We start from the raw sequence: 13,122 nt of genomic DNA, 5'->3' as shown, positions 1-13,122 counted from the left end.
ACGACCGTAGATCAGTCGAGCAGACTCAGATCTTCGAGTCGAGTAACGATCTTGTCGACAGCTTCCTTCGCGTCGTCGGGCTGTTTCCCGCCGGTGATGACGAGCTTGCCGGAGCCAAAGAGGAGGGCCACGACGTCGGGATCTTCCAGCCGGTAGACGAGGCCGGGGAACTGCTCGGGTTCGTACTCGATCTTTTCGAGGCCGAGCCCGATCGCGATGGCGTTCAGGTTGAGATTCCGACCGAGATCCGCAGAGGTGACGATATTCTGAACGATGATCTCCGGCTCGTCCTCGACCTGGATGTTGAGCTCGCGGAGTTTGTCGAAGACGATCCGCAGACTCTGGTGGACGTCGTCAGTGCTCTTGGCACCGGTACAGACGATTTTCCCCGACCGGAAGATCAGCGCAGCCGATTTCGGCTCCTGTGTCCGGTAGACGAGTCCCGGGAACTGCTCCGGATCGTAATCCGCGCCCTCCAGATCCATCGCGACACTCTGAAGGTCAAGCTCCTGCCCGATACCCGTCGACGCAACGACGTTTTCGATATTGATTGTCTCCTTGGGATCAACCATGTCTCAATTTAAATCACGTATTTAAACCTTATAAAGGTTCGTGAGCCCGCAAACTGAACACAGTGGTTGATCTATCCGGTTTGTGGTATTTTCTGTTTATACCAGTGTTCGTGCTGCCGAATCGTCGAGGTGACGGTCTGTGTCTGCAGTTGGGCCAACCGATACGCTCTTGTCGGTTCGGCCGTCAGTGAAGCCGTGTACATTCTCGAACTCGCAGGACAGGACGACGAGTTCGCGGCCTACGAGGCCGAACACGCGGTCAGTGACTGCTCGGTCGTCGCACCCGGACTGGCCACAGCGCGTGGACTCACGGACAGATTCGAGTATCTCGCGTACTGTCACCGTGCGAGTGAGCTGATCGGGAAGGCAGAGCCGACTGCCGAGGACGCTCGCGATCTCCTCTCGGTCGCTTCTATCGACCGCGAGGGCTCGGTCGCAGTCCGGGCGGTCGACGTCCGGTCGACGACCGGGATCGACACGCAGCAGGTCGAGCGCGAACTGGGTGACGAACTCGTCGACAGGGGGTTCACGGTCGATCTGGAGCATCCGACCCACGAACTCCGGGCGCTTTTCTCCGAGGACCTCTGTGCGCTGGGGTGGCTCGCGTCGGAGGCGAACCGCGATTTCACGGCGCGAAAACCGACAGATCGACCCTTCTTCCAGCCCGGCAGTATGGATTCTGACCTCGCCCGGGCACTGGTGAACATCGCCGGTGCTCGACCGGGTGCGACGGTTCTCGATCCGATGTGTGGCACCGGCGGGATCCTGATCGAGGCCGGCCTGGTCGGTGCCGACGTGATCGGTGTCGACGTCCAGGGGAAGATGGTCCGGGGAACCCAGGAGAATCTCGACGATGCCCTCGACGGCGGCTGGGGCGTCGTCCGGGGTGACGGTGCCTCACTTCCCATCGCCTCCGGAGCTGCCGATGCGGTGGTGTTCGATGCACCCTACGGCCGCCAGTCGAAAATCGAGGGGAATCTGGGCCAACTCATCCAGGAGACGTTGACGGAGGCCAGACGGATCGCACCCCGGTGTGTCGTCGTCGGCGACAAACCCTGGGCCCAGCCTGCACACCAGGCTGGCTGGCAGACAGAGGCCGCGTTCAACCGCCGCGTCCACAGATCCTTGACCCGGTATATCGTCGTCCTCCGCAGGCGGTAACGAGCGATCGGTCGTTTACTCTGGCGTCGCTACAGAGTGCACGAAGACCCGGGGACAGGCCGCAACCTTTTTTCCGGTATCGGGAGTTGATACACTAATGACCGGGCTGGGAGAGATGCTGGACGAAGTCGTCGAAGATATCGATGCAGTGTTACTGTATACGCAGGATTCGGGAACGTTCGAGCGGTTCGACAACGACGATACTGAGACGATCGTCGTGGGGACGGAAAATGCAGTCGAAGCGGATCAGTTCGTCTCTCTGCCACTCGAGTTCAACGACCTGGACGGTCGGATTCGCTACGGGCTGGAGGGTGCGATGGACGCGGAACTCATCGACGAAGGTGACGAGATCCTCTGTCTGACGACGTTCATGGATAGCGGTGATATCGACACGATCGTCAGGGTCCGTGCTGACGAGTTCACTCACACCGGGCTGTACGACCTCTTCGTCAACTCCCGGGCCGACCCAGATGTGGTTCGTGACGTCTTCGAGGTCGCGATCGAACTCGGCAAGAAGGGCCAGAAAGGCAAGCCCGTCGGTGCGCTGTTCGTCGTCGGTGATGCCGGCAAGGTGATGAACAAATCCCGGCCGCTTTCGTACAACCCGTTCGAGAAATCCCACGTCCACGTCGGTGATCCGATCGTGAACGTCATGCTCAAGGAGTTCTCCCGGCTCGACGGTGCCTTCGTCATCTCGGATGGTGGAAAGATCGTCTCGGCGTACCGGTATCTCGAACCCGCCGCCGAAGGGGTCGATATCCCGAAGGGACTGGGTGCCAGACACATGGCTGCCGGTGCGATCACGCGGGATACGAACGCGACTGCGATCGTCCTCTCCGAGAGTGACGGGATGGTTCGGGCCTTCAAGGCCGGTGAACTGATACTCGAACTCGATCCGGAGGAGTACTGATGCCAATCGACGTTGGGCGACTCGTTCGACGGCTCTTTTCGGAGGAAGCGGCCTTTACTGTCGCAGTCACGATTTTGCTCACCGGCGCGGTGATCTCCTATTTCGTCTGGCGGTGGGTCCACTCGCTTTTCGAACGGACGGGGATGAACGACGCTGTCGAGGGGACTGCCTTCGAGCGCAGCGTCAATCGCTTCGGCACCTCGACAGGCGGCATCATCGCGACACTGCTCGGCCTGTTCGTCTACACGCTCGCGATCATCGTCGCGTTCAACGTCGCGCGACTGCTCGATTACGAGGTGTTCTGGACGCAGGTCACACGGAATCTGCCACGACTGTTTATCGCCGTGCTCGCGATCATCATCGGCCTGATCGCCGGCGACAAGGCGAAAATTGTGATCAAAGAACGGCTCCGCTCGGTCAAACTCCCCGAGGCGTCGATTCTCGGCGATATCGCGAAGTACAGCATCTTCTATATCGCCGCACTGATTGCACTCGCACAGCTCGGCGTCGCGACCACAGCCCTGCTCGTCCTCCTCGGTGCCTACGCCTTCGGTCTCGTCTTTCTCGTCGGCATCGCTGCCAAGGACTTCCTCGCGGCCGGTGCAGCAGGCATCTACCTGCTCTTGATCGAGCCATACACCATCGGTGACGAGGTCAGAATCGACGACAAACGCGGGATCGTCCAGGAAGTGGACATGTTTGTGACACGGATCGAAACCGACGGTGAGGAGTATATCGTCCCGAACCAGCAGGTCTTCCGCTCCGGGATCATCCGCATCAGAAGCTAATACTGGGAGATGATGTGGGCGTCGGCCGGCTCGAATCCGAGCGACACCTCGCCATCGAGTGGTTCGTCTGTCAGCGCGAGTAGCTCTGTTCCTCCCCAGCTAAGATGGACCCGCGTTCTGTCACCGAGAAACTCCGCACTTTCGACGTGGGCCCTGATACTGTTTCGCTCCTGACCAACGACGAAGTCTTCCGGTCGAACACAGAAACGCATCCTGTCGCCCACAGTCGGCTCATCGAGAGTGTCTGCCGGTGCGACGTCGACGGTCTCCTCGCCCAGATCGACGGTTACTGTCTCGTCGAGTGCAGTGATCACGCCAGTGAAGACGTTGTTGTCGCCGATGAACTCGGCCACGAACTCCGTTTTGGGTTCGTCGTAGATCTGTTCGGGTGTACCGATCTGTTCGATCCCGCCGTCGTTGACGACTGCCACTCGATCGGAGATCGCCAGCGCCTCCTCCTGGTCGTGGGTCACGTAGATCGTCGTGATCCCGAGTTCCTGCTGGATCTCGCGGATCGTGATGCGCAGCCGCTCCCGGAGCTGGGCGTCGAGTGCACTCATCGGCTCGTCCAGCAGGAGTATCTCCGGGCCGGGTGCGAGCGCACGCGCCATCGCAACCCGCTGTTTCTGTCCGCCCGATAGCGCTGCTGGATCGCGATCTTCCATCCCCGCGAGATCGACCAGTTCCAGCAGTTCGCTGACACGCTCCTCGTCGGTGACGTCTCCGGGTGGCTCCGAGAAGTTGAGTCCGTACGCGATATTTTCGCTGACGGTCATGTGGGGAAACAGCGCGTAGTTCTGGAAGACCACACCCACGTCTCGATCCTCCGGCGGCAACCCCGAGACATCGCGTCCACCGAACTGGACCGTGCCACTCGTCGGCTGTTCGAACCCACCGACCAGCCGGAGTGTCGTCGTCTTCCCACAGCCGGAGGGACCGACCAGTGTGAAGAATTCGCTGGGTTCGACGGCAAAAGAGATACCGTCGAGTGCCATCGTCTTCCCGTACTCTTTGCGTACGGCGGTGAGTTCGACAGCCGGTTCAGAGGCCACTGTGTTCACCTCCGATTCGTTCGATGACCACGAAGGAGAGGCTCGTGACGAACAGCAACACGACTCCCATTGCTGTTGCCGGTCCGAGCCGTCGCCCGATGAACCGTTCGATCGCGATTGGCATCGTGTACTGATTCGCCCCCTCGGCGAGAATGATCGTCGCGGAGAACTCGCCGATAGAGATCGCGAAGGCGAATGCTGCACCGGCGACGACGCCCGGCCAGACAAGTGGGAGTTCCACATCCAGCAAGGCCCGTGCTCGTGAGGCGCCGAGCGAGCGGGCCGATTCGAGCAGCTGGGGATCGAGCTTTTCGAGTCCCGGTGCGACTGTCCGGACGACGAAGGGGTAGCCAGCGACGGCGTGGGCGGCGATAATCGCGATCGCGCCGCCGACGAAGATCCGGTAACCGGCGATTTCGACCCCGAACACCAGCCCCCGGAGCAGTCCGAGTCCGACGATGATTCCGGAGACAGCCAGCGGCGCCATCGTGACTACATCGACCAGTTTTCGCCCGCGGTATTTGCGCGTTGTGAGCACGGCGACCGTTACTCCCATCGGGAGAGCAACGAGCAGGGTCGCGAATCCGAAGACCAGGGAGTTTCGAATCGCCGGCCAGGGCTGGATCTGGAAATCCGCACCGCCGGTCTGGCGCTCGATCAGAAACTGGAAGTGATCGAGTGTGAAGCCAGTCGGCCCCGTCAGGCTCGCGTAGATCATACTCACGATCGGTGCGACGAAGACGACCAGTGCGATCAGTGAGTACACGCCGAGTCCGATCCGGGGAAGCAGTTCACGGGGCGACCGCGAGGCCGGTCGCAGCGATTTCCGCGGAAGGGGTCTGACACCACGGGCCTGATTCGACTGCTTTGCCTCGTAGCGCAGGTAGGCATACAGAACCGAAAGCGAGATTGCGAGCTCGATAATGGCCAGCCCGGCGGCTTCGGCGTAGTTGAACCGTCCGATGAGTCGGTTGACCCACACCTCGACCGTCGCCAGTGAGAGATCGCCAAGTGCGAGTACGATCGGGAAGGTTCCGAAGGTGAAAACGAAGGTCAGTGCCGCGCTCATCAACACTGCGGGATACAGTTGGGGAGCGACCACGTCCCAGAAGGCCCGCAACGGCCCCGCACCCAGGCTCCTGGCTGTCTCGACTGCGCTCGCGTCGACAGTCTCCCAGGATGCGGCGACGATCCGCGCGACCAGCGGTGCGTTGTAGAAGGCGTGGGCGAGAATAATGATTTTGAGTGTCCCGGTCATGTTGATCGAACCCAGTCCGAACAGGCCGAGTACGTCGTTCACTGTCCCGTTGCTCCCGAAGGTCGCGACGAATCCGACCGCGACCATGATCGAGGGGAGAACGAATGGGAGAATCGTCAGCGAGCGTAGCGTCCGTCGACCCCGGAACTCGAAACGCGCGAGGAGGTATGCCAGCGGCAAGCCGAGGGCGAGACTCGCCAGCGTCGAGAGAACGGCCTGCCAGGCCGTGAACTCGACGAGACCCAGTTCCCGTCCTGGTCTAAACAGGTCCCAGCCCGGTGATTCACCCGCGAACAGGCGTGCAGTCTCGCCGAAGTAGAACGGATCTCTGAGAATATCCAGAAAGACGGAGATCGTCGCGCTCCCGTCGACTACGATCGCTTCGATAAAGACGGTCCCGACCGGGTAGTAGAACATCCCGAGCAGCAACAGGACAGTACTCAGCCCGAAAATCGCAAGAATGCGCCGCTCGATCCGGTCTCGAACAGTCCGTTCCGAGCGGGCGCTGGACACTGTTCAGTTACTTGCGAACTGTCGCTCCCAGTCCTCGACCCATCCATCTACCGAGCCCTGTAGCTCGTCGTAGCTGAAGGTGACCGGTTCCGGTGGCTCCTGTGCGAGTTCGGCGTAGTCTTCTGGCAGCTCGGCGTTGTCCGTCGCCGGGAACGAGACGTTTCGCTGTGCGATCTCACCCTGTACGTCCGGTTCCAGCAGGAAGCTGATGAACTCGCGTGCGAGACTCGGATTGTCCGTATTTGTGAAGATCCCGACCCCCTCCGGGTTGGCGTAGCCCTGATCGTTGAGGAATCGGATCTGGTGTTTTGCGAGATCCTCGCCTTCCCCTTCGGCGAACACCTGATCGGTCGAGTAGGAGACGACCATCGGTGCTTCCCCTTCACCCCAGCTCGCATAGGCATCACTCCACGAACCGAGTACGCGAACGTCGTTATCTTGCAGATTCTCCCAGTAATCAAGATAGCCATCCTCGCCGTACTCGTGGATGGTGTGCAACAGGAACGCACGACCAGTTTCCGAGCTGGCAGGATCCTGTGCGATAAGGTCGCCTCTGTATTCCTCTTCGAGGAGTCCATCGAACGTTTCGGGAGCCTCCATTTCGGTACTGTCGTACACCAGGGAGATGTACCCCGTATCGAAGGGAATCGCACGCCCCTCCGGATCGAATTTGAGACCCTCTTTGACGTTTTCCTGCCCCTCCACGTCGATATCCCGCTCGAAGAGCTGTTCGGTCGCGTTCTCGTCTGCACGGACGAGTCCGTCAGTGGTGAGGCCGACGTAGACGTCGGCTTCGATCTCCTGGCCGGCATTCTGCTGTTCGATGTAGTGGTTCAACTCCCCACTCGGGGTCTGATAGGTGATCTCGGCGTCGAACCGGGATTCGAACTCCTCTTTGAGCCAGTCACCGGGACTCGTCGATGGCGCGTCGATGAACGGTGCGTAGGTCGCGACGACGAGTTCGGAAGTTTCGTCCTCCGGAGACTCCTCGGTGCCGTCGTCCATGGTGTCGTCGCTGGTGTTGGTATCGTTCCCACCGGTGTTGTTTGCTTCCCCTCCATCGTCTGAATCTTCGACCGAACAGCCGGCGACTGCGATCATCGTCCCAGTACCGACTGCCGAAATGAATTTTCGTCTATCCATTACCCTGTGATAACTCACAGTGGTATTTAAAAAGCCTGATGTGTGCCCAAGGCCGAACATATCCGTAACAAGGTTGAATCGTCACTGTAACTTCTTTTCGAATGCATCGAGAGTGATCGGTTTTTTATCAGAAAACTGGAATTAAGGACACATGACGACTGCACTTCGAACGTCCCAGTGGGCTCGCCGGTTCGTCTTCGTGGGTGCCTGCTGGCTGGTCGTCTGGCAGGCAGTCGTCCTCGTCGGCGTCAGCCAACGGACCTGGATTCTGCCCGCGCTGCTGGGCTTTGTTTTTCACACAGTCTTCGGGAAGGCGTACTCGCTGGTCCCAACTTACTTCGACCGGGAGCTGTCGACGACGAAGCTCGTGCCGGTCCACTTCGTCTCCGCCGTCGGTGGAACAGGGTTTCTGACTGTCGGCGTTCATCGATCGAATGACTTGCTGAGCACTACCGGTGGTCTGCTGTGGATCGGTGCTGTCCTCGTTTTTGCTGTGACAATCGGCTGGAGTATCCGCGACAATCTCACCGGCAGCGAGACGGGAACCAGCGAATCGAAGGCACAGCTGGCGTCGATCGATCGGTTCGCGAACCCGTTCATGCTGATTGCATTTTGCTACCTCCTCGTCGGCTCCTCCGAACTGCTCGCGGTCAACTCGGCTGTGCCACCACTTTTCGACGGCTATCCACCGCGTGCAACGCATCTGCTCGCAGCCGGAGCCGGTGGGCTGATCGTTTTCTCTGTCGGGTTTCGACTCGTTCCCAGGTTCTTTTCGGCACCGCCGCCCGAACCACTGGCCTGGCTCGTTCTCCCTGCGGGCGCAGTTGCCCCCACAGTTCTCGCGGCGTCGCTTCCCTCCGGCCAGTTCTTTGTACTGGGGGCAATACTCCAGGCCAGCGCTGTCGTCGGGTTCGGGCTTGCCGTCGTCATCCTTTTCTATCGCTCCGACAGACGGCCTGTCGGATTTTACGGCGTTGTTGGCGGTGGTTTCTGCGGAATTCTGGCTGCGAGTTTCGGAATTCTGTTCGCAGTGGATGGTGTCACGCCTGCCCGGATCGCTTCGCACGCCCGTCTGAACCTGCTCGGCTTGCTCGGACTGACGATCGTGGGTATCTCCTACCAGTTCTACCCACCTGCTGTCGGCTCCTTTCCGCTCGCTGGCGACCGGACTGCGACCGCCGCGATGGGTCTTCTCCTGGCTGGGCTCCTCGTCGATGTCGGTGGACAGCTCACCGCCAGTACGATTCCCTCGACTGCGGGCCAGCTGACAGCACTGCTCGGTGCAGCCGTCCACCTCTGGCTGGTATCCGGATTGTTTTACGAACAATCACACTGAGTTTCCATCGTTCAGTTTCCGTCTCGAATATTCATCTCCGTTAACTTTAATCACTCACCACTTGAGGTACAGATATGGTGACAATTGACGCAGACGCCGTCGAGAAACTACAGAATCTCTTCGAACGCCAGCTGGAGGTTGGACTCCATCACGGGGGCCAGCTCGCAGTCTACGCCGAGGGCGAACTCGTCGTAAACTTTGCGGGTGGGCAGACTGCCCCGGATGGTGATGCGACAACAACGGAGACACAGCATCTCATCTTCTCGTGTACGAAACCATACGTCGGCACGGTCGTCCACCAGTTGGTCGAAGAGGGGGAACTCGACTACGACGACCCGATCGTCGACCACTGGCCGGAGTTCGCGGAGGAGGGATCACAGAAGGCAGCGATAACCGTCGAACAGGTACTTAGCCATACGGCGGGCGTACCGTTCAGCGAACTCGACCAGCAACCCGACAAGTGGGGCGACTGGGAGGCGATCGTCGAGGCGATGGAGGACGTTGAGCCGGCCTTCCCACCCGGCGAACAGCCCGCCTATCACACCTTCAACTACGGCTGGATCGTCGGCGAACTGATCGAGCGAGTGACTGGGACGCCAGTCCGTGAGGAGACTGAAAAGCGCGTCTTCGAGCCACTCGGGCTATCGAATACCTCGATTGGAGTCGGCGACGGTGATCCCGATGCTGTCGCGACCCTTGCAGGCTTCGAGATGTTCGACCGCTGTCGGGACCCGGAGGAGGGACTCGGTATTCCCGCATCAGATTCGGCGGCGACGTTCAACCGGTCGGAGATCAAACGCGCAGTCATCCCGGCAGCGAACGGGGTGGGTACGGCCAGCGAGATGGCCCGGTTTTACGCCTGTATGGCCAACGGTGGAAGTCTCGACGGAACAGAGTTGCTCTCTCCGGAGACAGTCGAACACGCCACAGAGACCTACGCCGAAACCGAATCAGATGGCACGCTCTCGCGGCCGGCCCGGTACGCGCTCGGATTCTGGACTGGTGGACTCGCGAACGACATGTTCGGTAACTACAGCCACGAACGGATGTTCGGCCACGCCGGACTCGGGAGTATTTTCGGGTGGGGCGATCCGGAACTGGACGTTGGATTCGCCTACGTCACGAACGGGATCAGAGAGGAGTCCTACGAACACGCTGCCCGGGTCGGCGCGATCTCTGATGCTGTCCGGCTTGCGCTGCATCAATAACTGCTAGAGTCGGCACTGTCGGAGTAGCTGTCGAGAAAATTTGGTTGTGCGTCGTCAGAAGACGACACTTTAAATCCGATTTAGAGGCGGACGACGTTCGTCGCGCGTGGACCTTTTGGAGCGTCCTCGATCTCGAATTCGATCTCTGTACCTTCTGCAAGATCCTCGCCGCCAACGTCCTCCATGTGGAAGAAAACGTCCTCGTCGGAATCCTCAGTCTCGATGAAACCGTAACCGCCCGTGTCGTGGAAGAAGTCTACCTTACCGTTTGCCATTGCATCTATACGGATGCCGAGTAGATGAATAAAGGTTCCGAAAGAATCGAATCATAGCAAAAAATCCCAATCAAATGTTTAGCAAAGGCCCGGAAATTGCTGGAAAATTCTGTAAACGTCGTCTTTCTCTCTTTGAAGCTTCGTATGCTGGAAAACACTCCGGATTCTGAGAGAAGCCAAAGTTCTCGTCCCCTGACATGCTTTCACACGCCACAGCACGACGACGTACACAGAGAACAAATGCTTTTGCGCGCGCGTCGGAAACCTCGGTGTATGCCAATCAGCACGCCAGGAATTACGGTCGGTGTCGTCGGTGGTGGCCAGCTAGGCCGGATGCTCGGTGAGGCCGCCGGTCCGCTCGGGATCGAACTCGTGGTCTCCGATCCGACACCCGACTGTCCGGCATCACCGGTCGTCCGTGACCAGATCGTCGGCGATTTCGACGACGAACAGACCCTTCACGAACTCGCCGAGCGAGCGGATATTCTCACCTTCGAGATCGAACTCGCGGACCCGGACGTTCTCGACGCTGTCAGCGAGGAAACTGGGACACCGGTTCATCCAGCCCCGGAGACATTGCGACTGATTCAGGACAAACTCGTCCAGAAGCGCCGACTCGAAGAGGCAGGAATCCCCGTCCCCGATTTCCGGACGGTCGACTCTGCCGAGGACCTCCGCGCAGCGCTCGAAGACTTTGGCTATCCAGCGATGCTCAAGGCCCGTGAGGGAGGGTACGACGGACGCGGGAACATCCTCGTCGAAACCGAGGCGGATGTCGAGGACGCATTCGAGGCCATCGAGGGTCCAGCGATGGTCGAGAAGTTCGTCGATTACGACCGCGAACTGGCGATTATCGGCTGCAAGGGAGAGGAGGAAGTCGATACGTTCCCTGTCACCGAGACGATCCACGAGGAAGAGATCCTTCGGCAAACTGTCTCACCGCCGCGCACGAGTGAAGCGGTTCAGGAACGTGCGATCAGCGTCGCCGAGGATATTCTCACGGAGATGACCGGCCGCGGCGTCTACGGAATCGAACTGTTCGAGACCCCCGATGGCGAGATTCTGCTCAACGAGATCGCGCCCCGACCGCACAACTCCGGGCACTGGACCATCGAGGGCTGTCACACCTCACAGTTCGAACAGCACCTCCGGGCTGTGACGGGACTCCCACTCGGGACGACCGAGCGACGCGAACTGACTGCACTCGCGAACATCCTCGGTGATGTCGACTCCCGACAGGATGCGACACTGTACGGCGTCGAAGATGCTCTCCGGACTGATACGATCTCACTGCACTGGTACGGAAAACGTGAGGTGTACAACCTCCGGAAGATGGGCCACATTACGACGGTCGGCGAAAGCCCGGCGACCGTCCTGAGTTTGATCGGGGAAGTCTCGGAGTGGTTGACTTTCAGGGATCAGTGATCGCCTTCGAACAGGCCGTCCGATCAGTGATCGTCTTCGAATAGATCGTCGATGGTCTCCGAGGCGTCTTTGTCCTCGTCTAGATCGAACAGTTCACTCATTCCAGCCCGTTCGATTGCCTCCTCTAGCTCCCACCGAGTTACATCCGCTGCCGACGCAGCCTCGTGGATCTCGGCGTCCGTGAGTGCAAACAGCCCGAACGCGAGCGCGATATCTTCGTCGATCGAATCGATCGACCCGGCGCCTGTCATATTGCCAGACAACGCCTGTCGTGTTTAATAATCTACCTCCACAACTGTGATCCACAACAAGAATTTTGCGCCTGGCCTGGCTTCAGTTCAGTATGACTGCGACCGGAACTCTGCCTACCGACGATAATCTCGTCCAGATTCTGGACCGTGACGGAACAGTCCGGTCGGACGCGACAGTACCAGATCTCTCCGAAGAGACGATGGTCGAGATCTACGAGCAGATGCAGTTCGCCCGGCATCTCGACGAGCGGGCGATCACGCTCCACCGACAGGGTCGGATCGGCACGTATCCACCCCTCGCAGGCCAGGAGGCCGCCCAGGTGGCCTCGACACACGCCCTCGCCGACGACGACTGGATTGCCTACCAGTACCGCGAGCACGGCGCTGTCGGCGCTCGTGGCCTCTCCTACGAGTATCTGCTGTACTGGATGGGGTACGAACGCGGCAACGGCGCACTCGCGGATCGATATATCTTCCCGCTGAATATCTCGATCGGCAGCCAGCTCCCCCACGCGACCGGGATGGCCTGGGCAGCCAAACTGAAGGGTGACGAGACGGCCGTCGTCTGTCACTTCGGCGACGGCGCGACCTCGGAGGGGGATTTCCACGAGGCGCTCAACTTCGCCGGCGTCTACGACGTCCCGGCGATTTTCTTCTGTAACAACAACCAGTACGCTATCTCGATCGGCCGGGACAACCAGACTGCGAGCCGGACGATCGCACAGAAAGCAGACGCCTACGGGTTCCGGGGACTGCGTGTCGACGGGATGGATCCACTCGCAGTCTACGAGGTGACTCGCCAGGCCGTCGAACGGGCGAAAGCCGAAGAGCCGGCGCCACCGGAGGCAGATATCGGCAGCGCAGCACGCCCGACCCTTATCGAGGCAGTCATGTACCGACTCGGCGCGCACACGACAGTCGACGATCCGGACGTCTACCGTGAGGAGGACGAGGTCGAGCGCTGGCGGGAGTACGATCCGATTGCGCGCTACGAAACCTTCCTCCGGGAGCGCGGACTGCTCGACGACGAACAGATCGCGAGTATGAAACAGCGGATCGAGGACGAAATTGCAGGTATGATCGACGAGGCGGAGAAAGTCGACCCCGACCCCGACGATATGTTCGAACGTGTCTACGAAGGACAGACACCACGAATCCGGGAACAGCAGGCCCAGCTACAGGAACTCCGGGAGCGCCACGGTGACGACGAACTGCTTCGGGACGAGTAAT

The 13,122-nt window shown here is 59.9% G+C and carries 13 protein-coding genes; 7 read left to right on the top strand and 6 right to left on the bottom strand.

Annotated features, from left to right (window positions below; all coding sequences use genetic code 11):
- Positions 1-11: 11 nt before the first annotated feature.
- Positions 12-572, bottom strand: a complete 561-nt coding sequence (locus EOW68_RS11605) for a TATA-box-binding protein (RefSeq protein WP_128225325.1) — start codon at positions 570-572, stop codon at positions 12-14.
- A 195-nt stretch (positions 573-767) separates the two neighbouring features.
- Between EOW68_RS11605 and EOW68_RS11600 the strand changes: the two genes are divergently transcribed.
- The 3 genes from EOW68_RS11600 (at position 768) to EOW68_RS11590 (ending at position 3,431) form a co-directional block, all read left to right on the top strand.
- Positions 768-1,733 (top strand): methyltransferase domain-containing protein, encoded by a 966-nt coding sequence (locus EOW68_RS11600; RefSeq protein WP_128225324.1) that lies wholly within the window; start codon positions 768-770, stop codon positions 1,731-1,733.
- Positions 1,734-1,830: 97 nt separating this feature from the next.
- Positions 1,831-2,643 (top strand): diadenylate cyclase DacZ, encoded by an 813-nt coding sequence (gene dacZ, locus EOW68_RS11595; protein WP_128225323.1) that lies wholly within the window; start codon positions 1,831-1,833, stop codon positions 2,641-2,643.
- The gene (locus tag EOW68_RS11590) at positions 2,643-3,431 is read left to right on the top strand and encodes a mechanosensitive ion channel domain-containing protein (RefSeq protein WP_128225322.1); all 789 of its coding nucleotides are present in this window, start codon (positions 2,643-2,645) and stop codon (positions 3,429-3,431) included. The genes dacZ and EOW68_RS11590 overlap by 1 nt, the downstream gene beginning before the upstream one ends.
- Here EOW68_RS11590 and EOW68_RS11585 read toward each other — a convergent pair.
- Genes EOW68_RS11585 through EOW68_RS11575 form a run of 3 tightly spaced genes read right to left on the bottom strand, consistent with a single transcriptional unit; the run spans position 3,428 to position 7,397 of the window.
- The gene (locus EOW68_RS11585) at positions 3,428-4,492 is read right to left on the bottom strand and encodes an ABC transporter ATP-binding protein (protein WP_431358894.1); all 1,065 of its coding nucleotides are present in this window, start codon (positions 4,490-4,492) and stop codon (positions 3,428-3,430) included. The two genes, EOW68_RS11590 and EOW68_RS11585, sit on opposite strands and share 4 nt — an antisense overlap.
- Positions 4,473-6,254: an ABC transporter permease gene (locus tag EOW68_RS11580; RefSeq protein ID WP_431358893.1), complete on the bottom strand. Its 1,782-nt coding sequence runs from the start codon at positions 6,252-6,254 to the stop codon at positions 4,473-4,475. Before EOW68_RS11580 ends, EOW68_RS11585 begins: the two co-directional genes overlap by 20 nt.
- A 3-nt stretch (positions 6,255-6,257) precedes the next feature.
- The gene (locus tag EOW68_RS11575) at positions 6,258-7,397 is read right to left on the bottom strand and encodes a thiamine ABC transporter substrate-binding protein (protein ID WP_128225321.1); all 1,140 of its coding nucleotides are present in this window, start codon (positions 7,395-7,397) and stop codon (positions 6,258-6,260) included.
- Between the two features lie 151 nt (positions 7,398-7,548).
- Between EOW68_RS11575 and EOW68_RS11570 the strand changes: the two genes are divergently transcribed.
- Positions 7,549-8,733 carry a hypothetical protein gene (locus tag EOW68_RS11570; RefSeq protein ID WP_128225320.1) on the top strand — a complete coding sequence of 395 codons (1,185 nt, stop codon included), beginning with the start codon at positions 7,549-7,551 and terminating at the stop codon, positions 8,731-8,733.
- Positions 8,734-8,807: 74 nt separating this feature from the next.
- Positions 8,808-9,941, top strand: a complete 1,134-nt coding sequence (locus EOW68_RS11565) for a serine hydrolase domain-containing protein (RefSeq protein ID WP_128225319.1) — start codon at positions 8,808-8,810, stop codon at positions 9,939-9,941.
- 80 nt (positions 9,942-10,021) lie between these two features.
- Here the strand turns inward: EOW68_RS11565 and EOW68_RS11560 are convergent, their stop codons facing one another.
- Positions 10,022-10,216, bottom strand: a complete 195-nt coding sequence (locus tag EOW68_RS11560; RefSeq protein WP_128225318.1) for a cold-shock protein — start codon at positions 10,214-10,216, stop codon at positions 10,022-10,024.
- Between the two features lie 273 nt (positions 10,217-10,489).
- Between EOW68_RS11560 and EOW68_RS11555 the strand changes: the two genes are divergently transcribed.
- Positions 10,490-11,641, top strand: coding sequence for a 5-(carboxyamino)imidazole ribonucleotide synthase (locus EOW68_RS11555; protein ID WP_128225317.1), 1,152 nt, complete (start codon positions 10,490-10,492; stop codon positions 11,639-11,641).
- A 23-nt stretch (positions 11,642-11,664) separates the two neighbouring features.
- Here EOW68_RS11555 and EOW68_RS11550 read toward each other — a convergent pair whose 3' ends face one another.
- Entirely contained in the window at positions 11,665-11,892 is a 228-nt protein-coding gene (locus tag EOW68_RS11550) for a hypothetical protein (protein ID WP_128225316.1), read from the bottom strand.
- Between the two features lie 92 nt (positions 11,893-11,984).
- Between EOW68_RS11550 and pdhA the strand changes: the two genes are divergently transcribed.
- On the top strand, positions 11,985-13,121 hold the full coding sequence (gene pdhA / locus EOW68_RS11545; RefSeq protein ID WP_128225315.1) for a pyruvate dehydrogenase (acetyl-transferring) E1 component subunit alpha: 1,137 nt from the start codon (positions 11,985-11,987) through the stop codon (positions 13,119-13,121).
- Position 13,122: the final 1 nt, after the last annotated feature.

Origin of the sequence: Halovenus amylolytica (assembly GCA_004015825.1) — an archaeon.
In the GTDB taxonomy this organism is placed as follows: domain Archaea; phylum Halobacteriota; class Halobacteria; order Halobacteriales; family Haloarculaceae; genus Halovenus; species Halovenus amylolytica.
This window is presented reverse-complemented; position numbering and strand designations above follow the sequence as displayed.

What these genes read in the sequence shown, in the direction of transcription:
- EOW68_RS11560 (WP_128225318.1), bottom strand. Translation starts at nt 10,216, where the DNA reads ATGGCAAACGGTAAGGTAGACTTCTTCCACGACACGGGCGGTTACGGT.
- EOW68_RS11550 (WP_128225316.1), bottom strand. Translation starts at nt 11,892, where the DNA reads ATGACAGGCGCCGGGTCGATCGATTCGATCGACGAAGATATCGCGCTC.
- EOW68_RS11575 (WP_128225321.1), bottom strand. Translation starts at nt 7,397, where the DNA reads ATGGATAGACGAAAATTCATTTCGGCAGTCGGTACTGGGACGATGATC.
- EOW68_RS11605 (WP_128225325.1), bottom strand. Translation starts at nt 572, where the DNA reads ATGGTTGATCCCAAGGAGACAATCAATATCGAAAACGTCGTTGCGTCG.
- EOW68_RS11590 (WP_128225322.1), top strand. Translation starts at nt 2,643, where the DNA reads ATGCCAATCGACGTTGGGCGACTCGTTCGACGGCTCTTTTCGGAGGAA.
- pdhA (WP_128225315.1), top strand. Translation starts at nt 11,985, where the DNA reads ATGACTGCGACCGGAACTCTGCCTACCGACGATAATCTCGTCCAGATT.
- EOW68_RS11555 (WP_128225317.1), top strand. Translation starts at nt 10,490, where the DNA reads ATGCCAATCAGCACGCCAGGAATTACGGTCGGTGTCGTCGGTGGTGGC.
- EOW68_RS11565 (WP_128225319.1), top strand. Translation starts at nt 8,808, where the DNA reads ATGGTGACAATTGACGCAGACGCCGTCGAGAAACTACAGAATCTCTTC.
- EOW68_RS11570 (WP_128225320.1), top strand. Translation starts at nt 7,549, where the DNA reads ATGACGACTGCACTTCGAACGTCCCAGTGGGCTCGCCGGTTCGTCTTC.
- dacZ (WP_128225323.1), top strand. Translation starts at nt 1,831, where the DNA reads ATGACCGGGCTGGGAGAGATGCTGGACGAAGTCGTCGAAGATATCGAT.